We start from the raw sequence: 24,663 nt of genomic DNA on the forward strand, positions 1-24,663 counted from the left end.
TTTTTTTTTGTGGATATTTGTCATAAATGTTAATAACTTAAACGCTTAAAACAGGAATAAATAGGTGAAATAGATAGTGTTTTTATATATTTGCGTGTTAGACGAAAATCACATTTTTTTTTTAGATTAAAATATATGAGCGAAGAAATCAAGAAGGATAATTATTCAGCAGACAGTATTCAGGCATTAGAAGGGATGGAGCACGTAAGAATGCGTCCATCGATGTATATTGGAGATGTAGGTGTAAGAGGATTGCATCATTTAGTTTACGAAGTTGTAGATAACTCTATTGATGAGGCAATGGGAGGCCACTGTGATAGCATTAGTGTTGCAATAAATGAAGATGGCTCAATTACTGTAGAAGATAATGGTCGTGGTATTCCGGTAGGAATTCATAAAAAAGAAGGAGTTTCGGCATTAGAAGTTGTAATGACTAAAATTGGTGCAGGAGGTAAATTCGATAAAGACTCATATAAAGTTTCTGGAGGTCTTCACGGTGTAGGGGTTTCGTGTGTGAATGCCTTGTCATCACATTTGACTGCTACAGTACATAGTGGAGATGGTAAAATTTACCAACAAGAATATGAAAGAGGAAAGGCGTTGTATCCTGTTAAGCAAATAGGGGATACTGATAAAAGAGGGACGATTGTTACTTTCTATCCTGATCCAACTATTTTTACACAGACTATTGAATATTCATATGACACGCTTTCAGCTCGTATGCGCGAATTGGCTTTCTTGAATAAAGGAATTACGATAGCGTTTACAGATAAAAGAGAGAAAGATAAAGACGGGAATTTTATTTCAGAGACATTTCACTCTACAGAAGGTTTAAAAGAATACATCAGATATTTAGATGGAAATCGTGAGCCAATTATTGCACACGTAATTTCTATGGATCATGAAAAAGGAGAAATTCCAGTTGAGGTGGCATTGATTTATAATACAAGCTACTCTGAGAATATTTTTTCTTATGTAAATAATATCAATACGCACGAAGGAGGAACTCACTTGCAAGGTTTTAGAACAGGTCTTACCAGATCGTTAAAGAAATATGCAGATGCTTCTGGAATGTTAGATAAATTGAAGTTTGATATTTCTGGAGATGATTTCCGTGAAGGTCTTACAGCAATTATTTCGGTAAAAGTTGCCGAACCACAATTTGAGGGACAAACCAAAACTAAATTAGGGAATAGAGAAGTTGTTTCACCGGTAAGTCAAGCCGTAAGTGAAATGATTGAGAATTATTTGGAAGAAAATCCAAATGATGCCCGAACAATAGTTCAAAAAGTAATTCTTGCTGCACAAGCCCGTCATGCGGCTAAGAAAGCACGTGAGATGGTTCAGCGTAAAACCGTAATGGGTGGCGGAGGATTGCCTGGGAAATTATCGGATTGTTCAGAACAAGACCCAGCAAAATGTGAAGTATATCTTGTCGAGGGAGACTCGGCGGGTGGAACGGCAAAACAAGGTCGTGACCGTAATTTTCAAGCTATTTTGCCTTTAAGAGGTAAAATCCTGAATGTAGAAAAAGCGATGCATCATAAAGTTTTTGAAAACGAAGAAATTAGAAATATATTTACTGCGCTTGGTGTAACGGTTGGAACTGAAGAAGATAGTAAAGCACTGAATATTTCAAAATTAAGATACCATAAAGTGATTATTATGTGTGATGCCGATGTCGATGGTAGTCACATTGCAACTTTAATCTTAACTTTCTTTTTCCGTTTTATGAAAGAACTAATCGAAGAAGGACACGTATATATTGCAGCTCCACCTTTATATTTGGTTAAAAAAGGAAATAAGAAAGAATACGCTTGGACTGATGTTCAACGCGATCAAGCGAATGAAAGAATGGGAGGTAGTGCATCAATCCAGCGTTATAAAGGTCTTGGAGAGATGAACGCGGAGCAATTGTGGGAAACAACAATGGATCCGGATTTTAGAACCTTAAGACAAGTTACTATTGATAGTTTAGCAGAAGCAGATAGAGTGTTCTCTATGTTAATGGGAGATGAGGTGCCGCCAAGAAGAGAATTTATCGAGAAGAATGCAGTTTATGCAAATATCGACGCGTAATATTCTATAATGCTGAATTTTTTTAAATTATAAAATAACAAAAAAATATAAAAAAATGAAAGTTACCATTGTAGGGGCAGGTAATGTGGGAGCATCCTGTGCAGATTCAATTTCTTATAGAGGAATTGCCAGTGAAGTAGTATTATTGGATATTAAAGAGGGTTTTGCCGAAGGGAAAGCCATGGATATTATGCAATGTGCAACCAATACAGGTTTTAATACTAATCTTACTGGTGTTACGAATGATTACTCAAAAACAGCAAATAGTGATGTTGTTGTGATTACCTCTGGAATTCCAAGAAAACCGGGTATGACAAGAGAGGAATTAATCGGAATCAATGCAGGGATTGTGAAAACAGTAGCGGAGAATGTATTAGAGCATTCACCAAATTGTATTGTTGTAGTTGTTTCTAATCCAATGGATACGATGACTTATTTGGCTTTAAAATCAACAGGTTTGCCAAAAAACAGAATTATAGGAATGGGTGGAGCTTTGGATAGTTCTCGTTTTAGATATTATTTATCTAAAGCTTTAGATAAACCATCTAATGATATTTCTGCAATGGTTATTGGTGGTCATGGTGATACTACAATGATTCCGTTAACACGTTTGGCTTCTTATAATGGTATACCGGTTTCTCAGTTCTTGTCTCAAGAAGAATTAGAAAAAGTAGCAGCAGCAACAATGGTTGGAGGAGCTACACTTACAGGACTTTTAGGAACTTCAGCTTGGTATGCTCCAGGAGCTTCTGTAGCTTATTTGGTAGATAGTATTTTGAATGACCAAAAGAAAATGATTGCTTGTTCTGTTTTTGTAGAAGGAGAGTACGGGCAAAATGATATTTGTATCGGGGTACCTTGTATTATAGGTAGAAACGGAGTTGAAGAAATCGTTGATATTAAATTAAATGATGCTGAAAAAGCTGCTTTTGCAAAAAGTGCAGAGGCTGTTAGAGGTATGAATGCTGATTTGAAGTCAATATTAGCATAATTTTTAACGTATAATAAAGAAAGACTGCACTGTTGCAGTCTTTTTTTTGATATTAATTAATAAATAAATTGGTTAATCTTTCCGTTAATTATATATTTGCTCGGTTTAAAAAAAATGATACAAATAGTGTGGTTCTTTTTTGTTTTTCAAAAATGGCCTAACGTCTTGTTTTATAGGGTTTAAAACAAAAACAATAAAAAAAATAATTAATTTTTAGTAGTAATGCAGAATAAAGGACTTATTAAATTTTTCGCAATTCTATTTGCATTGGTAAGTATTTACCAACTTTCTTTCACTTTTGTCTCGAACAAAGTAAAAAGTGATGCAAAAACTTTTGCTGGTGGTAACCCAGAGAAAGAAGTAAAATATTTAGATTCTATTGGTAAAGAAAAAGTGTTTAGCTTAGGGTTTACTGATTTTACTTTCAATGAAGTAAAAGACAAGCAAATCAACAAAGGGCTTGACTTAGAAGGGGGAATCAACGTGACTCTTCAAATTTCTGTTAAAGACATTTTGAAAGGGTTATCAAATAATTCGAAAAATCCTGTTTTTAATAAATCTTTAGTAGATGCTACTAAAAATCAAAGAGGAAATCAAACGTACCTTGACGCATTTTTTGAAGCTTTCGAGGCCAATTCTCAAGGTAAAGAAAAATTAGCTTCTCCTGAAATTTTTGCTAACAGAAGTTTGCAAGGTGAGGGTGGTGTTACTTTTCAAATGACAGATGCTCAAGTTCAAAAAGTAATCAAAAAGAAAGTTGATGAATCAGTAGAAAGTGCTTTTGGAGTATTAAGAAAACGTATTGATAAATTTGGTGTAACTCAACCTAATATTCAAAAATTAGGACAGTCTGGTCAAATTCTTGTTGAGCTTCCAGGAGCTAAAGATGTTGATAGAATTAAAAAATTATTGCAAAGTACAGCTCAATTAGAGTTCTGGGAAACTTATAAAGTAGAAGAAATTGGTGGTTTTATCATGGCTGCTAATGAGGCTTTGAAAAAAACTGAAGTTGCTAAAGTTGAAACTAAAGCTGTAGCAAAGGATTCATTGAGTGCTTTGTTGACTGACGGAAAAGATTCTACTGCTACTAAAAAAGGAAACAATCCTATTATTGATAAAATTGTTGCTCAAGGAGGAGGACCGGTTTTAGGTCTTTTTGCACCAAAAGATACTGCAGTAATCAATTCTTATTTCAAAAGACCTGATGTCAGAATTTTATTGGCAGGAGAGCAACGTTATGCAAAATTTGTTTGGGGAAAACCTACAACAATTAAGGATGCTAAAGAAAAAGAGGTTGAAGTTGTTGAATTGTATGCATTAAAAGGAAATAGAGATAATGTTGCTTCAATGGGAGGTGGTGTTGTAACAGACGCTAGCGATACATTTGATCAAATGGGTAAACCAGCTGTTTCTATGCAAATGAACAATATTGGTGCAAAAGAATGGGAAGAACTAACAGGAAGAGCTTATACTCAGAAAGGTTATATTGCTATCGTTCTAGATGATATTGTATATTCTGCTCCAGGTGTATCTAGCGGACCTATCGCTGGAGGTAGATCTGAAATTTCAGGAAACTTTGATGTAACTGAAACTAAAGATTTAGCGAACGTATTGAGAGCTGGTAAATTACCTGCTGCTGCTGAAATTATTTCTTCTGAAGTTGTTGGTCCATCATTGGGTCAGGAAGCTATTGACAACGGTACAAATTCTGCTGTAATCGGATTGTTATTAGTATCACTTTGGATGATAGTTTATTATGGTAAATCAGGTTGGTACGCAAATATTGCATTGGCTGTCAACTTATTGTTTATGTTTGGTATTTTGGCAAGTTTAGGTGCTGTACTTACATTGCCAGGTATTGCGGGTATCGTTTTGACAATGGGTACTGCAGTAGATGCGAACATCATTATATATGAAAGAGCTAAAGAAGAATTACGAGCGGGTAAAACATTAGATGAAGCAGTAAAAGCTTCTTATAGCTGGACTGGAGCAATGCGTTCTATTGTGGATGCTAACGTAACACACATTTTGACTGGTGCTGTATTGTTTATCTTTGGTTCTGGACCAATCAAAGGTTTTGCTACTACTTTGTTAATCGGTATTGTTACCTCTTTATTTACTTCTATTTTTATTGCAAGAATCTTTATCGATAAAAATATTGCAGGTAAAAATGATTTGTCTTTCGTGACTAAATTCTCTAAAAACTTCTTTACTAATTTCCATTTTGATTTCTTGGGAATTAAAAAATGGACGTACCTTTTCTCTATTGTTGTAACAATTGTGAGTATTGCATCAATTGCAACACATGGTTTTGACCAAGGTGTTGATTTTGTTGGAGGAAGAACGTTCCAAGTTCGTTTCGACAAATCAATGAAACCAGAAGAAATTAAAGACGAATTGACTGCTGTATTTGGTAGCGCTGAAGCTAAAATCTTTGGTAAAGATGATCAGTTGAAAATAACAACTAAATATAAAATTCAAGAGACTAGTGGTTCTGTTGACGAAGAGGTAAACAAAATGTTGTACCAAACTTTGAAAAAACACTATGGTGCCGACATGACTTATGAAAAATTTGTAAATACTTACGAAGGTAAAAAATTAGGTATTGTACAAGCTTCTAAAGTTGGACCAACAGTTGCTGAGGATATCAAAACAAATGCTTATTGGGCTGTTTTAGGAGCAATGCTTATTGTAGGTTTGTATTTAGTAATCAGTTTCAGAAAATGGCAATACAGTTTAGGAGCTATTGCTGCTGTGGCGCATGACGTTATTTTTGTATTGGGAGTATATTCATTGCTTTGGAAATATATGCCTTTCGGTATGGAGATTGACCAACATTTCATTGCGGCTATCTTGACAGTTATTGGTTACTCTATGAATGATACCGTAATTGTATATGACAGAGTACGTGAGTTCTTGGATGGTAAAACAAAAGGAACTTTTGGTGAAATTGTTAATAAATCTATTAACTCTACAATGTCAAGAACAATCAATACTTCATTGACTATGATTTTTGTATTGTTAATCATGTTCATCTTTGGAGGTGAGTCAATCAGAGGATTTATCTTTGCAATGCTTATCGGTATTATTATCGGAACTTATTCTTCATTGTTTATCGCTACTCCTGTATTGGTTGATACGATTTCAAGCGAAGAGAAGCATAACGTTGAAGTTAAGCACCAAGAAGCTCAAGCTTAGTAAATAAACATACTATTATATAAAAAAGGATTCAACGAAAGTTGAATCCTTTTTTTGTTTCTAAGTTAGATGAAAACCTTTCTGAAAAGTGGTTACATTATCTTCATGAAAGTGTCTTTTATTAATTGTATTTCATTTGTGTAAATAGTTTTCTTTTTGTGGGCAAAGTACAGTGTGTTTTTTAAGGGCATTTTTCCTTCCCATAAAAGTTTTATTTTTCCGCTTTCTAATTCTGTTTTGCATAAGAAATCAGGAATTACCGCCAGTCCGCTACTGTTGCTTAAACAGCGCACTATGGAGTTTAAATTAGGTACAATATAATTAGGTCTAAAATCGGCATGTTTGTTGAAATTAAGCTGCCAAAAACGTCTTAAATGCTCCATGTCTCCCGTGGTTCCATACCATCTTTGTTGTTTTAGCCAGAGTTCTATAACTTCTAGATTATTTTCTTTTTTTAAAGTGTCAAAGGTATCTGAATCTGTTTCGTTACCACAAATAAGAACAATGGTTTCCGAAGAGAAGGCTTGATAGTCGATAGTATTTTTGGCTATCATTTGTGGAGTGATAATCAAATCCAAAATACCTTTATCCAGATTTTCAATCATTTCGGGATATTCGCCAAATTGAATAATAACGTTAAACGGAAAGCTTGCCAAATAGGGCTCTAAGGTAATTTGAAAGGTCTCAAAACACATTCCGATGCTAATGGTTGGCGTGTTTTTCTCTGTGCTTCGCTGAAAGTTTTTCTCTGCTTCTTCCAATTTAGACAATGCATCTGTTATGAAATTATAGAGTACTTTTCCTTTCTCTGTAGGGATCATTTTTCTGCTGGTTCTGTCGAATAATTTATATCCTACATAGCTTTCCAATGAGCTTAAATGCAAGCTGACTCCGGGTTGTGAAATAAACAATGCTTCAGCAGCACCAGTTAAGGTTCCTGTTTTGTAAACGTATTTGAAAGTTCGATACCATTCTAGATTTACCATTTTAGAAGTATTATAATTATGATACAAAGGTATGAGTTGTGTTATTTTAATAATAGATGTTAAGGATTTAATTTTGTACTGTCAAATTAATACAAAACAATATGAAAAAGATATTTATAATAAATGGGGGACAAAAGTTCGGACATTCAGGCGGAAAATTCAATCATACAATAGCAAATGCCTCTGCTGAATTTTTTCTAAACCATAAAGATTTTGAAGTAAAAAGTACAGACATCAATGAAGATTATGATCCTGTTAAAGAAGTTGAAAAGTTTGTTTGGGCCGATGTGGTTATTTATCATACTCCAATTTGGTGGTTTCAATTGCCTTATGGATTTAAGAAATACATAGACGTTGTGTTTTCGGAAGGACATGATAAAGGAATCTATAAAAGTGATGGGCGTTCTTCTGCAAATCCGGCAATAAATTATGGAACTGGAGGAATGTTACATGGAAAAAAATACATGGTAACTAGCTCATGGAATGCTCCAAAAGAAGCCTTTACATTGCCTGGAGAGTTTTTTGGCGAAACCAGTGTAGATAATGGACCGTTGTTTGGATTTCATAGAATGAACGCTTTTACGGGAATGACTCCATTGGAAGGAATACATTTTCATGATATAGAGAAAAATGCCAATGTGTTAAGCGATTTAGAATCTTATGAAAAGCATTTGACTAAATTGTTTTTGAATTAAATAAAATAGCCACTGAATTTTCAATGGCTATTTTTTATAAATTAAAATAAATTCAGTTTATATCTCATTAGTTTTTTTTGCCATGATAGCAAAATATAGTCCTACAACTATAAATGGAATACTCAACCATTGTCCAGTTGATAATATGTTTCCTAATTCATTTTCAAAGCCTCCTTGGCTCTCTTTTACTGATTCGACTACGATACGTACCGTGAATAGAAGTACAAGGAATAGACCGAATAAAAATCCTGATTTTTTTCTGGCATCAGTTTTCCAATAGAGGAAAAACAAAACTGCAAATACAAAAATGTAGCAAAAAGCTTCATATAACTGTGCTGGATGTTTGGCAGGAACCTGTTGCAATAAATTGGCATATTGGGGGTTGGTTGCAATAGCGTTGTAAGCTTCTTTTGGTGTAGGGAGTTGAGTTGCATTAACAGCTTCCCTTGGGCTAAATTGATCTCTTACAAAACGAATCCCAAAAGAAGAAGAAGTTTCTTTACCCACTATTTCTGAGTTGAAAAAATTCCCCAATCTCACAAAAATGGCACCGCTAGCTACAGGAATGACTACTCTGTCTAATATCCACAAAATAGGTTTGTAAAGTACTTTTTTGCTGAAAAAATACATTGCAATGATAATAGAAATTGCGGCTCCGTGACTTGCCAATCCTTGATATCCTGTGAATTGGAATTTTGGACTGAATCTGAAAGGTAAAATGATTTCGGACAGATTGTTACGATAATATTCCCAATCGTAAAAGAAAACATGTCCTAAACGTGCACCAACTAAGGTTGCTAGTACTGTCCAGACAAACAAAGAATCTAATTTGTCAATGGAAACACTTTCTCTTTCAAAAATATGTTTCATAATATACCAACCCAATCCAAAAGCTATTACGAACATTAAGCTGTAAAAGCGAATAACAAAAAAGCCTAAATCTATACCTTCAGAGGGGTTCCAAACAATGTTTAATGCGTGTGTCATCTATATTTTTATTTTTTGTGAAAATAGTATTTTCATTCGAGGAATTGTGTTAACTAAAAGTAAGAAGTTTTCTTTTTCAGTGATTGTGATTGCATTTTTTTTCTGGAACAGGATCATATCCTTTTCTACCCCATGGATGACAACTCAAAATTCTTTTTATTCCTAAATAGCCTCCATAAAATAATCCATGAGTTTGTAATGCCTGAATCATATAGCTCGAACAAGTGGGCTCAAACCGACAGGCCGCAGGAGTAAAAGGGGAGATAGCGCCCTGATAAAACCGTACCAGCAATACGAATGGGTAGATGAGAATTTTTTTTAGCATAAATGGAGCGTTTAGTATTCATTTAACTAATGCCTGATGGCTAATCACTATTGCCTAATTACTGAATGCTAAAACTTGTTCCTTCTTTCCCGTCTTTTAATTGAATGCCTAAGGCTATTAATTGATCACGGATTTGATCGGACAACGCAAAATTTTTGTCATCTCGGGCTTGTTTTCGCATGTCGATAAGCATATTAACTACGCCTTCCAGTTTTTCTGTGTTGCCGTTGGTTTTTTCTTCTTCCAATCCTAAAACATCAAATACAAAAGCTTGCATTGTTGTTGTGAATGATTTCAAATCGGCCGCATTTAAAGTTTCTTTTTCATCTTTTAATAAATTGATAAAACGAACACCTTCAAATAATTGTGCAATAAGAATTGGTGTATTGAAATCATCATTCATAGAATCATAACACAATTGTTTCCAAGTGGCAATGTCTATAGAACTTGTTGCGTTAGCAGTAATCTCTTTTAGGGATTCCATTGCTTCCATTAATCTTTTATATCCTTTTTCGGCAGCGATAATTGCTTCGTCTGAGAAGTCAAGAATACTTCTATAATGAGCCTGTAGCATAAAAAAACGTGCTACTGATGCTGAAAATGCTTTGCTTAAAAAAGCGTTATCCCCAGTTAAAATCTCTCCTGGTAAAATATTGTTTCCAGTAGATTTGGCCATTTTTTTGCCATTCAGAGTTAGCATATTGGCATGCATCCAGTAATTAACAGGTGTATGTCCGGTGCAAGCTTCATTTTGTGCAATTTCACATTCATGGTGTGGGAATTTTAAGTCCATTCCACCGCCGTGAATGTCAAAATGAGTGCCCAAATATTTAGTGCTCATAGCTGTACATTCTAAATGCCATCCTGGGAAACCATCGCTCCAAGGTGAAGGCCAACGCATAATGTGTTGTGGTTCGGCTCTTTTCCAAAGTGCAAAATCTTGTGGGTTTCTTTTGTCAGATTGTCCGTCAAGATCGCGTGTATTGGCAAGCATATCTTCGATATTGCGACCGCTTAATACTCCGTAATGGTGATTCTCATTAAATTTGACTACGTCAAAATAAACAGAGCCATTGGCTTCATAACCAATTCCTTTGTCTATAATGGCTTTTATAACTTCGATTTGCTCTATAATATGTCCAGTTGCAGTAGGTTCAATACTAGGAGGTAAAAAGTTAAAAGCATTCAGGATATCATGGAAATCTACGGTGTAGCGTTGTACTACTTCCATAGGTTCCAATTGTTCTAAACGGGCTTTTTTTGCAATTTTATCTTCTCCTTCATCTACATCGTCAACAATATGTCCAACATCAGTAATATTACGAACATAACGTACTTTATAATCTAAATGTAATAAGTACCTGAAAATAACATCAAATGACATAAAAGTTCTTACGTTTCCTAAATGGACATTACTGTAAACAGTAGGTCCGCATACGTACATTCCAACATTTCCTTCGTTGATAGGTACAAATGTTTCTTTTTCTCCTGAAAGAGAATTGTATATTTTTAAGGTCTGACTTTTATATAAGGACATAAAATTTATTTTTTTGGAACTTTTTCCTGTTTTAGTTTTAATCCTTTTTTCTAATCTCTTTATAATACTGAGAGTAGAAAAAAGGATTTTGGCTACAAATGTAATTCACTTAACTCAAATAAAAAGTTAAAGTATTGTGAAGTAATTTTGTGTTATTTTGAGATAACAATGATGTTTTTTTGAAAAAATACTAAAATGGAGTTTCTAATTTGATGTAGTCTAAAAATTCTCTTTTTATTTGAGCATCTTTAAATTTTCCACCAAATTCAGAAGTAACTGTACTGCTTTCAATGTCTTTGATTCCTCTTGAATTAACACAAAGGTGTTTAGCGTCAATCACACAAGCGACATCTTCAGTTCCAAGTGCTTGTTGTAGTTCTTGAACAATTTGCATTGTTAAACGTTCTTGTACTTGTGGTCTTTTTGCAAAATGTTCTACAATACGATTCATTTTTGAAAGACCAATAACTCTTCCGTTCGAGATGTAAGCAACGTGTGCTCTTCCAATTATAGGCAATAAATGATGTTCGCAGGTAGAGTAGAGGGTAATGTTTTTTTCAACTAACATTTCTCCATATTTGTAATTGTTCTCAAAAGTTGAGGCTTTTGGTTTTTTTACTGGATTTAGTCCGCCAAAAATTTCTTTTACAAACATTTTGGCTACACGATTTGGTGTGCCTTTCATGCTATCGTCTGTCAAATCCATTCCAAGTGTTAGTAGAATATTTTCGACATCTTTTTTTATTCTTTCAATTTTCTCTTCATCTGTAATGTTAAAAGCATCCTTTCTTACAGGATTATTAGCATTTGTACTGATATGATTGTCTCCTATTTCGTTTTGAAATTCTTCGTTATTTATCATTAAGAGGTACTGTTTTTATGGGTGTTTATTTTTAAAGTTGTAAAGATAATTAATAAAATGGAAACATTTTCTATCGTTTTTGCTTTTAATTATATCTAAAATTTATCTTAGGATTGTTTGCACTGATGAGGAAAATGAAAAGGCAATACCATTTTTAGTGTTATTGCCTTTTTAATCTATAGGGATGTAGCGATTTTTTAAATATGAAGTAAAGCGCTTTTTTGTTTAGAATTATAAATGCTTAATCCTTCTTTTAAAATTTGAACTGCGCTAATCAAGTCTTCTTTTTTTAATACATAAGCAATACGAACTTGGTTTAGACCTATGCCTGGTGTTGAGTAAAAACCAGCTGCTGGTGCTATCATAACGGTTTCACCATTCAATTGATATTTTTCTAATAACCATTGGGCAAAATCATCTGCATTGTCAATAGGAAGTTGTGCAATGCAATAGAAAGCGCCTTTAGGTTTAGTTACAATTACACCTTCAATTTTATTTAATTCACTAATCAAAGTGTCTCTTCTGTCTTTATACTCTGTAATGACTTCGTCAAAATAACTCTTTGGAGTGTCAAGAGCTGCTTCGCTCGCAATTTGTTCAATTGTAGGAGGGCTTAATCGAGCTTGTGCAAATTTCATTGCAGTTGACATGATTTCTTTATTTTTAGAAACCATACATCCAATTCTTGCACCACACATGCTAAAACGTTTAGAAACGGAATCAATCATGATAGCATGATCTTCTATTCCTTTGATGTTCATTATTGAGTAATGTACATCGCCATCATAAGTGAATTCACGATATACTTCGTCTGAAATCAAAAATAAATCATGTTTTTTGACCAATGCGGCCAATCGCATCATCTCTTCTTCAGAATACATATATCCCGTTGGATTTCCTGGATTACAAATAAGAATTGCTTTTGTTTTTGGGGTAATCATTTTTTCAAAAGCATCAACGCTAGGTAATGCAAAACCGGTTTCTATTGTAGAAGTTACAGGGATTACGGTAACACCAGAAGCAACTGAAAAGGCATTGTAATTGGCATAAAAAGGTTCGTGAACAATAAGTTCATCACCTTGATCCATAGTGGTTCCTAATGCAAATAAAAGTGCTTCGGATCCACCAGATGTAATGATGATATCTTCAAAATCTACATTTACATTTTGATGCTTATAATATTGTGAAAGCTTCGTTCTGTAGCTTTCAAAACCGGCTGAATGGCTGTATTCCAAAATGTCAAGCGTAATGTTCTTTACGGCATTTATGGCGACTTTTGGAGTTTTTATATCAGGTTGACCAATGTTTAAATGGTATACTTTTAGGCCTTTTTTCTTAGCCGATTCGGAATAAGGGGTAAGTTTGCGAATCGGGGATTCTGGCATTAACTTCCCTTTAGATGATATTTTTGGCATGTTTTTAGATTGAGTTACAAATTTGCAATTTATTTTCTAAACTAACCGCAATCACTGCCTCTATTTTGTTGTTTTTCATACATTATTATTGTATAATTGATTATATTTATAGAAACAAATTTAAATGATAAGAATAGGCTTAATATTATTGTTCATAATAAAAATGAACTCTGTTTTCGCACAGGATGATTTTGTATTTGATAAGGGAGTAGATAAAATAAATGTACCGATTAAAGTGATTAATAATTTGATTTTTATGCCTATTGAGGTCAATGGGGTAGAGTTGAATTTTTTGCTTGATACTGGTGTTGAGGAAATTGTTCTTTTTAGTTTAGAAGATAATCCAAACGTCAAATTTTATAATTCTGAAAAAATAAATTTGCGTGGTTTAGGAAGTAAAGAATCTGTAGAAGGATTAAAAACAACCAATAACATCTTGAGTATTCAGGGTTTGAAAGCAATGAATCAGCTTGTTTATGTTATTCTTGATGAGAGTTTTAATTTATCCTCTCAAATAGGAATTCCTGTTAATGGGATTATTGGTTACCAGTTTTTTAAGGACAATCTAGTGAGTATAAACTATGCGAAAAAGAAGCTTGTAGTTTCTAAAAACAATGAGGCAAATATCAATAAAATACGTAAAAAGTATAATGAAATTCCAATTACTGTTGAAAAGCATAAACCGTATTTGTTAGCAAATGTTTTTATGGATAAAGAGGTGTCAGTGAAGCTATTAATTGATAATGGAAATAGTGATTCTTTTTGGCTTTTTCAAAATTTATCCGAAGATGTAAAGGTTCCTTCAAAAAATTTCGATGATTTTCTGGGTAAGGGTTTTAGCGGAGATATAGAAGGAAAAAGAGCAAGAGTTTCTAAGTTTGCATTTGATAAATATTCGTTTGATAATCCTATAGTTGCTTTTCCTGACTCTGCTTCAGTAAGAAGTGTTCGTATGGTTCAAAATAGAATGGGGTCCATTGGCGGTGGAATTTTAAAACGATTCTCAGTTGTTTTTGATTATAAAAATGAGAAATTGTATTTAAAGAAAAACTCCGATTTCGGCGAGCCTTTTACTTATAATAAAAGCGGTTTGGAGATTCAGCATCATGGTTTGCAATGGGTTCCTGAAACGGTAAAGCTTGAGACAGTTCCTATTTCTGTAGGGACAACTTATAATTCTGCTGGTGAAAAAGCAAAAGACAACTTTAAATATAAATTTAGTTTAAAACCTATTTATGAGATTTCTAATATTAGAAAAAATTCACCGGCTGATCTTTGTGGTTTAGAAGTGGGGGATGTTGTTGTATCCATTAACAAAACACCCGTTTATAATTATTCTTTAGAAAAAATAAATGAGATGTTTAAGTCTGAGGAAGAGAAATGGATTAATTTAGAAATAGAAAGAAATGGCCAAGTAATGGGATTTAGGTTTCAACTATTGGACATTTTATAAATAAAAAAACCGCTAATTGAATTTTGTCAATTAGCGGTTTTTATTTTGAGTTTAATTTTTTAATTAGGTATGACTTCCCCTTTAATTTTTAGTGGTACTCTACCTTCTTCATAGTTTACTGCATTTGTTTCAACAGTTATTGTTTTTCGTATAGGTCCAGGAACCATATTGTATTTGATTTCGATTCTATCTGATTTTCCAGGCAAAATAGGTTGGCTTGGTTTATAAGTTACTGTACAACTAGCTGTAGATTGAATGGCTATAATGGTCAACGGAGCATTTCCTGTATTTGTAAATGTAAATTCACGTATTCCATTATCACTTTGCTTGTATATTTTTCCGTAATCTACAGTGTTGTCTGCCTGATGAAATTCAATTTTTGAACCGCTTTGTGCAAAGCCAATGCTACTGATTAAAAGCATTACGATAAGAGTTGCAATTTTTTTCATTTTCATATTTTATTTGAAAGAAAAGTAAATGTACTTACTTTTAATTAATACACAATTTTTTATTTCTCTTTTTATACTGTGCTTAATTATTTACTTTTGTCCTTTATATATGAATAGCAAAAATCAAACCAAAGTATGATTTTGGTTTTAACAGTTACTTTTTTATGACAATTCCCGCACAATTTGACGCTAAAACCATTGAGAATAAATGGTATGACTATTGGATGAAAAATAATTATTTTCATTCGGAACCAGATCATAGAACGCCTTACTCCATTGTAATTCCTCCACCCAATGTAACCGGAGTTTTGCACATGGGGCACATGCTTAACAATACAATTCAAGATGTTTTGATTCGTAGAGCACGTTTGAAAGGTTTCAATGCTTGCTGGGTCCCTGGTACTGATCACGCTTCGATCGCTACTGAGGCTAAAGTAGTTGCCAAATTGAAAAAAGAAGGAATTAATAAAAATGACTTAACACGCGAAGAGTTTTTAAAACACGCTTGGGAATGGACTGATAAATATGGTGGGACTATCTTGGAACAATTGAAACAATTGGGTTGTTCTTGTGATTGGGAACGCACTAAGTTTACTATGGATCCTGATATGTCAGCTTCTGTAATTAGATCTTTTGTTGATTTATATAACAAAGGTTTGATTTATCGTGGTTACCGTATGGTAAACTGGGATCCTGAAGCCAAAACGACTTTGTCTGACGAAGAAGTTATCTATGAAGAGCAACAAGGAAAATTATATTTCCTTAAATATAAAATTGAAGGAACAGAAGATTTCTTAACAGTAGCAACAACACGTCCAGAAACTATTTTTGGGGATACTGCTATTTGTATCAATCCTAATGATGAGCGTTTTGCTCACTTGAAAGGGAAAAAAGCTATTGTTCCTATTTGTGGAAGAGTGATCCCAATTATAGAAGATGAATATGTAGATGTTGAGTTTGGAACAGGTTGTCTTAAAGTGACTCCAGCTCACGATATGAATGACAAAACTCTAGGGGAGAAGCACAATCTTGAAATTGTAGATATCTTCAATGAAGATGCAACTTTGAATAGCTTTGGATTGCATTACAAAGGAAAAGATCGTTTTGTGGTTCGTACTGAAATTGCTCAAGAATTAGAGAATAGTGGTGCTTTGGCAAAAACGGAAACGCATCTTAACAAAGTGGGAACTTCTGAAAGAACCAAAGCAGTGATTGAACCTCGCTTGTCTGATCAATGGTTCTTGAAAATGGAAGATTTGGTAAAACCGGCTATCAAAGCGGTTTTAGAAGATGGAGATATTAAATTGCACCCAAAACGTTTTGATAACACTTACGCACATTGGTTAAACAATATTCGCGATTGGAATATCTCACGTCAATTATGGTGGGGACAACAGATTCCAGCCTATTATTATGGTGATGGCAAAGAAGATTTCGTAGTTGCCGAAACTATTGAAGAAGCTTTGAAATTAGCCCAAGAAGTAACAAACAATCCACAATTAACCATAAGCGATCTTAAGCAAGATGTCGATGCCCTTGATACTTGGTTCTCTTCTTGGTTATGGCCAATGTCTGTTTTTGGAGGAATTATGGATCCTGAGAGTGCGGATTTTAAATATTATTATCCAACTAATGATTTAGTTACCGGACCGGATATTTTGTTTTTCTGGGTTGCGAGAATGATTATTGCTGGTTATGAATATACTGGAAAGAAACCTTTTACGAATGTGTATTTAACGGGATTGGTTCGTGATAAACAACGTCGTAAAATGTCTAAATCTTTAGGAAACTCACCAGAGCCATTAGAATTAATCGAAAAGTTTGGTGCCGATGGAGTTCGTGTAGGATTGCTTTTGAGTGCTTCTGCAGGAAACGATATTATGTTCGACGAAGAATTATGCAATCAAGGAAAAGCGTTTTCTAACAAAATTTGGAATGCCTTCAAATTGATCAAAGGATGGGAAGTATCGGATTCTATTTCACAACCAGAATCTTCGAAAGTAGCTATCGAATGGTATGAAGCTAAGTTGCAACAAACCCTTTTGGAAATTGAAGACAATTTTGAAAAATATAGAATTTCTGATTCTTTGATGGCAATCTACAAATTAGTTTGGGATGATTTCTGTTCTTGGTTTTTAGAAATGATAAAACCAGCTTACCAACAGCCTATTGACAGCGTAACTTTTGCGAAAGCGATAGAAATGTTGGAAAATAACTTGAAATTATTGCATCCGTTTATGCCTTTCCTAACAGAGGAAATTTGGCAATTCTTGGCAGAAAGAACAACTGAGGAGGCATTAATTGTTTCGACTTGGCCGGAAATGAAACCTTTCAACGCTCAATTAATTGCTGATTTTGAAAACACAATTGATGTGATTTCAGGAATCAGAACTATTCGTAAGGACAAAAACATTCCGTTTAAGGATACTATTGAATTGAAAGTGGTTAACAATGATAAGCTTTCAACCTATTTTGATTCGGTAATAACCAAATTGGGTAATATTACTTCATTAGAATACGTTTCGGATAAAGTAGATGGTGCTTTGTCTTTCCGTGTAAAATCGAATGAGTATTTTATTCCAATTACAGGAAATATAAACGTTGAGGAAGAAATTACAAAATTAACTGCTGAGTTGGTGTATACACAAGGTTTCTTGAAATCTGTACAAGCAAAACTTTCTAATGAGAAATTTGTAAATGGAGCACCGGAGAAAGTATTAGCAAATGAAAGACAAAAAGAAGCTGATGCACTTTCTAAAATTGCAACATTGGAGCAAAGTTTGGCTGGACTAAAATAGCATAAAGCTTTTATATAATTTAAAATCCCAATTCTGAAATTTTTCAGGATTGGGATTTTTTATTTTTAGAATCAAATACGTTATGTTTTTTGAATCTCACTGTAATTTTGATTAACGTTTTCTACAACCAAATCGTATATTAAAAATTCACTGCCAGAGCTTGGAGCATTATTTATTTTGATATTCACGCCATTACGCTCAACCAATTTTTTTACTAATCCCAGACCAATTCCAGTACTGCTTTCGCCTCTGGGTTTATTGCCTAATGTCTGAAACATTTCGAATACTTTTTGATGGTGTTTTTCTTCAATACCCGGACCATTATCCATTACGGATAGAGTACGTTCTTTGGTATTAAATTCTATTTTAATTTCGGTGATTTCTTTGTCATTAAACTTTATTGCATTCGATAATAAGTTAGATAGTATTTGATGAATAGCTGGTGGTTGAAATATAATGTTGTTATCCAGATTTACTTTTTCAATATGAACATTACCCATTGGGTTTATGAGTTTGATTACCTTATCTGCAACCGCTAATAAATTTACATTTTCCTTTCCTTCATTATTCTGAACACATTTGGTGTAATGAAGTAAATCCTCTATTAGATTAGACATAATGGCTGTAGAAGTTTTTACCATCTCAAACATTTCGGCAGATTCTCCTTTTAGATTCAAAAAATGATCTTCTTCGATTATTTCCAACAAGCCTTTAATATTTCCTAACGGAGTTTTTAAATCATGTGCTAAAATATTACCAAACTGTTCTAATTCTACGTTCTTTTCATGAAGCTTACTATTCAATAATTTCAGTTCTTGGTCGTAATCCCAAATTCGTAAAAAGGAATCCACTTTTTTGCGGGTTACTTCAGTAATTAATGGTTTGAATAAAAAATCAATTGCCCCTAAATCATAGGCTTTATTCATGAATTTTGGTTCATCGCTTATTGCTGTTACAAAAATGGTAGGAATATAGGCTGTATCGGGATGATTTTTTACTATTTCCACAAATTCATACCCATCCATTTCGGGCATTTGTACATCTACAAGAATCAAGGAAACTTTTTCTTTTAATAGTACTTGCAGAGCTTCATTTCCGGATAAACAGGTAATTATTTTTCTTTCCGGGTGTTCAAGAACACTTTTTAAAGCAATTAAATTTTGAGGCATATCATCAACTAATAATATGGTATGTTTTCTATTTTGCTTCATGGTTAAGTTTTTTAATAACATTGTTTACTGTTAGCACATCGTGATTTTCATAAATTTTGATTGCTGATTTGGGCATTACATTAAACTCAGCTTCCATGCAATCTTGTACTATACTTGTTCCCCCGTTTTCTGCGATTAATTTCAGGCCTTTTGCTCCGTCATGATTGGATCCTGATAATAGTATTCCGCAACATTTCTTTTTTAAAACATGTGAGAATGATTCAAAAGTAACATCAATCGATGGTCTGCTATAATTTACTAATTCTGATGAGTCTAATGAAAAACTCCAGTTTTCTTCTAATAATAAGTGATAATCCGATGGTGCTGTATATAAAAATCCTTTTTTAGCAAATTCTTTGTCTTCTGCTTCTTTTACCTGATAATGTGAGTTTAATTGCAAATGTTTTTCCAGTGATGAGTCTGAGTTTTTTAGTCTATGCAAAATAAGCACAATGGGTACTTGTATATTTTTATCTAACCCTTTAAGAATTGATAAAATAATATTAAAAGAACCTGCAGACCCACCAATGACAATCATCTCCATAATTATTTGATTTTTTGGTAAATTTTTTCAACTCTATCGATTTCCTTGAATTTATCGTAAACGCTGCTAAAACGTAAAGATTCCTTGCTTCCTAATGCTAAAAAACCATGTATTGGCAAACTATTATAGAACAGATTCAGAACTTTGTCTTGCAATTCTTCATTAAAATAAATCAACACATTTCTGCATGAAATAAGTTGACACTCTTTAAAAACTCCATCAGTAACTAAGTTATGGCGCGTAAATAAGATCTCTTTTTTTAAATCTGAATTTATAATTGATTTTTTTCCATCAGAAATAAAATATTGATTTAGCGATTCTTTACCACCACATGAAAAATAATTATTGGAATACTCTTTGAAATTTTTATTGGAGTAAATTCCTTTTTTTGCTTTTTCTATAGCGTTTGAGCTTATGTCTGTTGCATATATTCTTGATTTATGTTGTAATCCCAGTTCTTTTAAGAGAATGGCAAGGGAATAGGTTTCTTCTCCAAAAGAACAACCAGCACACCAAATACTTATTTTGGGATAACTATCCAGGTATGGAAAAACGTTAGCAATCAAAGATTTAAAAAAGCTAGGGTCTCTAAAAAATTCACTGACATTGACAACTATTTCATTCACAAATTTGTTGAAGTTGCCAGGATTATTTATTAGTTCATATTTTAAATCGACAATAGATCCCATATTGGAAATTTCCATAAATCGATTGACACGTCTAAGCATCGAAGCTCTGGAGTAGTCAGCGAAGTCGTATCCGTGTTGTTTTTGTATTAGAAAAACAATTTCTTCAAGGTCGTTAAATTCTATCATTTATTTATAAATCCATATACTGATTAATGAAATAAGCTGTTGGATATCAATTGGTTTTGACTGATAATCCGAAGCTCCCGCGTTTAATATCTCTTCTCTATCGCTTTTCATTGCCTTGGCAGTCAACGCAATGATAGGTAGGTTTTTCCATTTAGAATTTTCTCTTATTTTTCGGGTTGCTTCATACCCGTCCATCTCTGGCATCATAATATCCATTAACACAATATCTATGTTAGCATTATTATTAAGCATTTCAAGAGCTTCGATTCCGTTAAAAGCTGTTAAAATTGATGCTCCTTTTGTTGCCAAAGCACTCGATAAGGCATATATATTTCTTATGTCATCATCTACAATCAATATATTCTTGTCTTTAAGAACTTCTCCAGCCAATAAACTTGGTCCAGCTTTGTGTTCTTTTTTATCGGAGGTTTCAACCATGTCTAAAAAGAGTATTAACTCATCTTTTAATCTTTCTGTAACATTGTTGGTTTTTATAACAACTCTGTCAGCACTATTTTGGAGTTCTAATTCGTCCTCTTCGGTTAACGATTTTCCTGTATTTACGATTATATTAATGTTTTTGTTTTTGGATACTTTTCTAAGTGCTGATATATTATCAATGTTTTTAGAATCGGGTAATCCTATATCCATAATGGCACAATCGATATCGTCATTTTTTAGAATATTCTCAGCTTCTGTGAATGTATGGGCTTGTATACAAATGACATTTCTATCACAATTATGAACTAATTCTTTGATTGAATAATTAAGACTTACATCATCTTCTACAATCAATACCTTTTTGAAAATGGAATTTATCTGGATATCAATCGAGGCAAAAGCGCTTTTTAGCTTTTCTGTGGTTATTGGTTTAATGAGGAAATCAAAGGCTCCCATTTCTTTGGCAAGCTTCTCTCTATTCATACCGGACATTACGTGTACCGGAATATGCTGTAATTCCTTATCTTCTTTTAGCCATTTTAGAACTGTCCAACCATCTATTCCGGGTAATTTCATATCCAAAATAATTGCTTTTGGTTTGTATTTTTTTGCATATTGATAACCCGTTTCTCCTTGATAAGCAACAATCGCTTTAAAGCCGTTATCATGAGCTACTTGTAATAGTACTTCTGCAAATGATGCGTCGTCTTCTATGATTAATATTGTTTTATCATCTATAGTTACTTCTTTTCTGTCATCATTCAAATTCTCTGTTAAATCCAAAGTGGCATCTGATGGTTTTGGTGCTTCTTCTGACTTAGGGTGATTTTTTTCAACAGAGCCTATTACTGTCACATTTTTTTTAGGGACACTAGTTGTTTGAAAATTTGCTGGGATATAGACACTAAATCTGCTTCCTTTATTCAATTCACTTTTAAAATCTACCTCTCCACCTAGAAGTATGGCCAATTCTTTTGAAATAAATAATCCTAATCCTGTTCCGCCATATTTTCTACTTGTTGAACTGTCTGCTTGTTGGAATGTTTGGAATAATTTCGTTTTATTTTCTTCGGATATACCAATTCCATTATCTTCTATATGTATTGAAAGAATTTTGTTTGGGCTTAATTTAGATAGTGAGGCTGATGTAAATTCATTTTTATCTGTGCATGAAGAAAATAATAATGAAACTTTTCCTTTTTCTGGGGTAAACTTGAGTGCATTAGACAAGAAATTCTTAAGAATTTGTTCCAGTTTTCCGATATCTGTAAAAAGTTCTTTTGGGCAATCATCCGAAATAGCGGTTGTGAACTCAATGTTCTTTTTTAACATCTGAACTCTAAACAATCCATCCATATCTGAATAGACTCTTTCGACTATAGATTCTTCCGGATAAACTTCAACTTTTCCAGCTTCAATTTTAGAAATATCCAGAATGTCTGTAATTAAATTTAATAAATCTTTTCCAGAGGAATTAATAACTGAAAGATTATCAATTTGTGAGCTGGATAAATTACCAGCTATATTTTCTTTTAAAAGATCAGAAAGAATTAAAATACTGTTTAGCGGTGTTCTTAATTCATGTGACATATTCGCCAAAAACTCGGATTTATATTTACTGGCTTGTGCAATTTCTTCCGCTTTAATATTTAATTCTTCTTGTGCTATGACCAGTTCGTCATTTTTCAGGCCAACTTCATAGTTCTTATTTTCAAGTTCTCTTCCTTTTTCTTCTAAGTAGGCATTAGTTTGTTCTAATTCGGCTGCTTGATTTCGGAGTTCTTCTTCAGATTGTTGTAGCAATAAAGTTTGTTTGTTTAGCTCCTCATTGCTTTGTCTAAGCTCTTCTTCTTGAACTTGAAGGATATTGTTTTTACGATTTATCTCATCGGATGATAGTATTAATTCTTCATTACGAATGAAAACCTCGATTGCACTTCCTACCGACTCAGATATAGTTAGTAATAACTTTTTATGGCTATCATTAAAATTTTCCAGTGAGCCAATTTCAATTACTCCAATTACCACATTTTTATAGGAAATAGGAGTGATTAACACATTGTAATAAGGTGACTTACCAAGTGAAGATGAAATATAAGAATAACTATTAGGCAAATTATTCAGGCAACTTTGTTGGTTCCTTTTAGCAACCTCGCCAACTAAACCTTCGCCAAACGTAATTACAGTAGGTGTAGATGCATCATCTGCATATCCTCCAATTTTGTGTAATTGATTGGTATCATCGCTTGCGCTTATTATATAAAAATTAGCTTGACAACCTTGGGTTTGTTTTACGATGGTTTGACAAATATTCGCTCCAAATTCAGACAAGTCTTTTGATTCTACAATTGATTTATTTACTTCAATTATATTTTTCTCCATGAGACTAACTTCTTCGGACTCTTCTTGTAGCCTGCTTAATTCTAGTGACATTGTATTCAGCGAATTGTTCAATGTATCGTTATCACTTCTTAAGCTGATTTTAGAGCCAAAATTCCCAGTGCTTATTTTTAATGATAGATCAATTTGCTCATTTATTGCCGCTAATAATTGATTAAAAGAATTACTTATTGCAACAAACTCTGCATTGCCTGAAAAGGCTGGTTTTTCAATAATTTCGCCAAGTGATAATTTTTTTATCGATGATGTTATTGAATGGAGAGAGGTCGATAAATTAGTTATTAGTTTATAGATAAGGAAAAATGTAACTAACAAAAACAACGATAAAATAGAAACTAAAACTATAATTGACTCTAATGCTGATTGCTTTTCTTTATTTGCAAAATCTAAAATGAATCTTAAATTATCATCTTCTAATTTCGCATATTTGGTTATAATTCCGGATGTTTTTTTCCACCATAAATCAGGAGCTAGCTCTGATTTTCTTTCAATAATAAGTTCAGAATCAACATTGAAAGAGGCTACTTTACTCGAGTTTTTAAATTTGAGTAATTCTTTATTTAAATCATCAAGTCTGAAATTTACTAATTTAAAATTGACAACGGCTTCATACTCCTTTGCATTAAAATAATGTTCTAATAGTGAGTTAGATAATGCTTCATTGTTTTTATTGTTTATTAGAGTTTGCAAAGCTGCTGCTCTTTTTAGCAATGCTACATTTTTTAATATTACATAGTTATAGTAGTTATTGCCCAGTTTAGTCAATTCCGGAGACTTGCAATTGACTATTTCCCGTTCAATCAGATTGCTTAATACTTCATTAAAATGTACGTATTTAATATAAGCGGTTGTTGGTGTTTCTATTTTATCTTCAATATTGATCTGAAGATTTAATATGGAGGCTTGTAAAGATTTAAAATTTTTAGAAATTACGGTGTCTTTACTATTGGATTTTGAAAACCATTCATTTGTTTTTCGTTCTGCTTCCGGAAGTAGATATCTTTTTGAGGAGTCATAATAAGAATAATAATTTAAATCTCTCTCGTTACTAATTATGGATATTCCATTTGAGAGTAAAGCAATATTCTTTATGTTTTCTATACTAGAGCCGATAATTTTATAATTATCCAGAGATGATCTAATATTGGATATGGTCATATAAATTAATCCTGAAATTGGTATTAACAGAATTAAAATCAACTGCGATTTAACTGATAATGATTTCCACATAACTTTAGATTTGGTTCATCTAAGGTAATGTTTTTATTGTTAATATTCTAATATAAAGTAGTTTAAAGAATAAAAATGTAGTTTGTCGATAAATTATCATTAAAGCTTTTTGAGTTTTTAGCCGCGATTCTACTGCTAATTTATTACCGCATTCTAAGTTTTACTTTTTTAAATCTTAGTTAAAAAAGTCAGTTTGCTGAGCGAACAAATAGTATTGTAAATGATTTTTGAGTAAAAAGTATAAACG

Annotated in this window: 17 protein-coding genes; 6 read left to right on the top strand and 11 right to left on the bottom strand. The window is 33.1% G+C overall.

Translation table 11 applies throughout. The annotated features are described in order from the left end of the window. Window positions 1-135: 135 nt before the first annotated feature. From gyrB to secDF, 3 genes are all read left to right on the top strand, one after another. Window positions 136-2,079, top strand: a complete 1,944-nt coding sequence (gyrB, locus tag OZP08_RS09045) for a DNA topoisomerase (ATP-hydrolyzing) subunit B (RefSeq protein ID WP_281323531.1) — start codon at window positions 136-138, stop codon at window positions 2,077-2,079. Between the two features lie 55 nt (window positions 2,080-2,134). Next, window positions 2,135-3,070 carry a malate dehydrogenase gene (locus tag OZP08_RS09050; RefSeq protein WP_268849303.1) on the top strand — a complete coding sequence of 312 codons (936 nt, stop codon included), beginning with the start codon at window positions 2,135-2,137 and terminating at the stop codon, window positions 3,068-3,070. 222 nt (window positions 3,071-3,292) lie between these two features. Next, window positions 3,293-6,268 carry a protein translocase subunit SecDF gene (gene secDF / locus OZP08_RS09055; RefSeq protein ID WP_268849304.1) on the top strand — a complete coding sequence of 992 codons (2,976 nt, stop codon included), beginning with the start codon at window positions 3,293-3,295 and terminating at the stop codon, window positions 6,266-6,268. A gap of 92 nt (window positions 6,269-6,360) precedes the next feature. Here secDF and OZP08_RS09060 read toward each other — a convergent pair whose 3' ends face one another. Next, window positions 6,361-7,254: a LysR family transcriptional regulator gene (locus OZP08_RS09060; protein WP_268849305.1), complete on the bottom strand. Its 894-nt coding sequence runs from the start codon at window positions 7,252-7,254 to the stop codon at window positions 6,361-6,363. Between the two features lie 101 nt (window positions 7,255-7,355). On the opposite strand from OZP08_RS09060, the gene OZP08_RS09065 reads away from it, so the two are divergent. Continuing rightward, on the top strand, window positions 7,356-7,949 hold the full coding sequence (locus tag OZP08_RS09065; protein ID WP_281323532.1) for an NAD(P)H-dependent oxidoreductase: 594 nt from the start codon (window positions 7,356-7,358) through the stop codon (window positions 7,947-7,949). Window positions 7,950-8,006: 57 nt separating this feature from the next. On the opposite strand, the gene lgt is transcribed toward OZP08_RS09065, so the two are convergent. The 5 genes from lgt to OZP08_RS09090 all read right to left on the bottom strand — a co-directional run bounded on the left by lgt (window position 8,007) and on the right by OZP08_RS09090 (window position 13,075). Further along, window positions 8,007-8,936 carry a prolipoprotein diacylglyceryl transferase gene (gene lgt, locus OZP08_RS09070; RefSeq protein ID WP_281323533.1) on the bottom strand — a complete coding sequence of 310 codons (930 nt, stop codon included), beginning with the start codon at window positions 8,934-8,936 and terminating at the stop codon, window positions 8,007-8,009. A gap of 76 nt (window positions 8,937-9,012) precedes the next feature. Further along, the gene (gene yidD, locus OZP08_RS09075; protein ID WP_281323534.1) at window positions 9,013-9,261 is read right to left on the bottom strand and encodes a membrane protein insertion efficiency factor YidD; all 249 of its coding nucleotides are present in this window, start codon (window positions 9,259-9,261) and stop codon (window positions 9,013-9,015) included. 58 nt (window positions 9,262-9,319) lie between these two features. Beyond that, window positions 9,320-10,798 (bottom strand): cysteine--tRNA ligase, encoded by a 1,479-nt coding sequence (gene cysS / locus OZP08_RS09080; protein ID WP_281323535.1) that lies wholly within the window; start codon window positions 10,796-10,798, stop codon window positions 9,320-9,322. A 190-nt stretch (window positions 10,799-10,988) separates the two neighbouring features. Then, window positions 10,989-11,660 (bottom strand): GTP cyclohydrolase I FolE, encoded by a 672-nt coding sequence (gene folE, locus OZP08_RS09085; protein ID WP_268849307.1) that lies wholly within the window; start codon window positions 11,658-11,660, stop codon window positions 10,989-10,991. Window positions 11,661-11,857: 197 nt separating this feature from the next. Further along, a complete protein-coding gene (locus OZP08_RS09090) occupies window positions 11,858-13,075 on the bottom strand; it encodes a pyridoxal phosphate-dependent aminotransferase (RefSeq protein WP_268849308.1) in 1,218 nt (405 codons plus the stop codon). A 163-nt stretch (window positions 13,076-13,238) separates the two neighbouring features. Here OZP08_RS09090 and OZP08_RS09095 point away from each other — a divergent pair, with 163 nt between their 5' ends. Continuing rightward, window positions 13,239-14,528 (top strand): PDZ domain-containing protein, encoded by a 1,290-nt coding sequence (locus tag OZP08_RS09095; protein WP_281323536.1) that lies wholly within the window; start codon window positions 13,239-13,241, stop codon window positions 14,526-14,528. 59 nt (window positions 14,529-14,587) lie between these two features. Here the strand turns inward: OZP08_RS09095 and OZP08_RS09100 are convergent, their stop codons facing one another. Then, window positions 14,588-14,977, bottom strand: coding sequence for a DUF1573 domain-containing protein (locus OZP08_RS09100; RefSeq protein ID WP_268849310.1), 390 nt, complete (start codon window positions 14,975-14,977; stop codon window positions 14,588-14,590). 164 nt (window positions 14,978-15,141) lie between these two features. Between OZP08_RS09100 and OZP08_RS09105 the strand changes: the two genes are divergently transcribed. After that, window positions 15,142-17,775 (top strand): valine--tRNA ligase, encoded by a 2,634-nt coding sequence (locus OZP08_RS09105; protein ID WP_268849311.1) that lies wholly within the window; start codon window positions 15,142-15,144, stop codon window positions 17,773-17,775. 80 nt (window positions 17,776-17,855) lie between these two features. On the opposite strand, the gene OZP08_RS09110 is transcribed toward OZP08_RS09105, so the two are convergent. Genes OZP08_RS09110 through OZP08_RS09125 form a run of 4 tightly spaced genes read right to left on the bottom strand, consistent with a single transcriptional unit; the run spans window position 17,856 to window position 24,416 of the window. After that, window positions 17,856-18,986: a hybrid sensor histidine kinase/response regulator gene (locus OZP08_RS09110; protein ID WP_268849312.1), complete on the bottom strand. Its 1,131-nt coding sequence runs from the start codon at window positions 18,984-18,986 to the stop codon at window positions 17,856-17,858. Then, window positions 18,973-19,530, bottom strand: coding sequence for a chemotaxis protein CheB (locus tag OZP08_RS09115; RefSeq protein ID WP_281323537.1), 558 nt, complete (start codon window positions 19,528-19,530; stop codon window positions 18,973-18,975). The genes OZP08_RS09110 and OZP08_RS09115 overlap by 14 nt, the downstream gene beginning before the upstream one ends. A gap of 2 nt (window positions 19,531-19,532) precedes the next feature. After that, on the bottom strand, window positions 19,533-20,345 hold the full coding sequence (locus OZP08_RS09120) for a CheR family methyltransferase (protein ID WP_281323538.1): 813 nt from the start codon (window positions 20,343-20,345) through the stop codon (window positions 19,533-19,535). Beyond that, window positions 20,346-24,416, bottom strand: coding sequence for a response regulator (locus OZP08_RS09125; protein ID WP_281323539.1), 4,071 nt, complete (start codon window positions 24,414-24,416; stop codon window positions 20,346-20,348). It abuts the gene before it with no gap. Between the last annotated feature and the right edge of the window lie 247 nt (window positions 24,417-24,663).

It is taken from the genome of Flavobacterium aestivum, from assembly GCF_026870175.2.
Lineage (GTDB): Bacteria > Bacteroidota > Bacteroidia > Flavobacteriales > Flavobacteriaceae > Flavobacterium > Flavobacterium aestivum.

What these genes read in the sequence shown, in the direction of transcription:
- gyrB (WP_281323531.1), top strand. Translation starts at nt 136, where the DNA reads ATGAGCGAAGAAATCAAGAAGGATAATTATTCAGCAGACAGTATTCAG.
- OZP08_RS09050 (WP_268849303.1), top strand. Translation starts at nt 2,135, where the DNA reads ATGAAAGTTACCATTGTAGGGGCAGGTAATGTGGGAGCATCCTGTGCA.
- secDF (WP_268849304.1), top strand. Translation starts at nt 3,293, where the DNA reads ATGCAGAATAAAGGACTTATTAAATTTTTCGCAATTCTATTTGCATTG.
- OZP08_RS09060 (WP_268849305.1), bottom strand. Translation starts at nt 7,254, where the DNA reads ATGGTAAATCTAGAATGGTATCGAACTTTCAAATACGTTTACAAAACA.
- OZP08_RS09065 (WP_281323532.1), top strand. Translation starts at nt 7,356, where the DNA reads ATGAAAAAGATATTTATAATAAATGGGGGACAAAAGTTCGGACATTCA.
- lgt (WP_281323533.1), bottom strand. Translation starts at nt 8,936, where the DNA reads ATGACACACGCATTAAACATTGTTTGGAACCCCTCTGAAGGTATAGAT.
- yidD (WP_281323534.1), bottom strand. Translation starts at nt 9,261, where the DNA reads ATGCTAAAAAAAATTCTCATCTACCCATTCGTATTGCTGGTACGGTTT.
- cysS (WP_281323535.1), bottom strand. Translation starts at nt 10,798, where the DNA reads ATGTCCTTATATAAAAGTCAGACCTTAAAAATATACAATTCTCTTTCA.
- folE (WP_268849307.1), bottom strand. Translation starts at nt 11,660, where the DNA reads ATGATAAATAACGAAGAATTTCAAAACGAAATAGGAGACAATCATATC.
- OZP08_RS09090 (WP_268849308.1), bottom strand. Translation starts at nt 13,075, where the DNA reads ATGCCAAAAATATCATCTAAAGGGAAGTTAATGCCAGAATCCCCGATT.
- OZP08_RS09095 (WP_281323536.1), top strand. Translation starts at nt 13,239, where the DNA reads ATGAACTCTGTTTTCGCACAGGATGATTTTGTATTTGATAAGGGAGTA.
- OZP08_RS09100 (WP_268849310.1), bottom strand. Translation starts at nt 14,977, where the DNA reads ATGAAAAAAATTGCAACTCTTATCGTAATGCTTTTAATCAGTAGCATT.
- OZP08_RS09105 (WP_268849311.1), top strand. Translation starts at nt 15,142, where the DNA reads ATGACAATTCCCGCACAATTTGACGCTAAAACCATTGAGAATAAATGG.
- OZP08_RS09110 (WP_268849312.1), bottom strand. Translation starts at nt 18,986, where the DNA reads ATGAAGCAAAATAGAAAACATACCATATTATTAGTTGATGATATGCCT.
- OZP08_RS09115 (WP_281323537.1), bottom strand. Translation starts at nt 19,530, where the DNA reads ATGGAGATGATTGTCATTGGTGGGTCTGCAGGTTCTTTTAATATTATT.
- OZP08_RS09120 (WP_281323538.1), bottom strand. Translation starts at nt 20,345, where the DNA reads ATGATAGAATTTAACGACCTTGAAGAAATTGTTTTTCTAATACAAAAA.
- OZP08_RS09125 (WP_281323539.1), bottom strand. Translation starts at nt 24,416, where the DNA reads ATGTGGAAATCATTATCAGTTAAATCGCAGTTGATTTTAATTCTGTTA.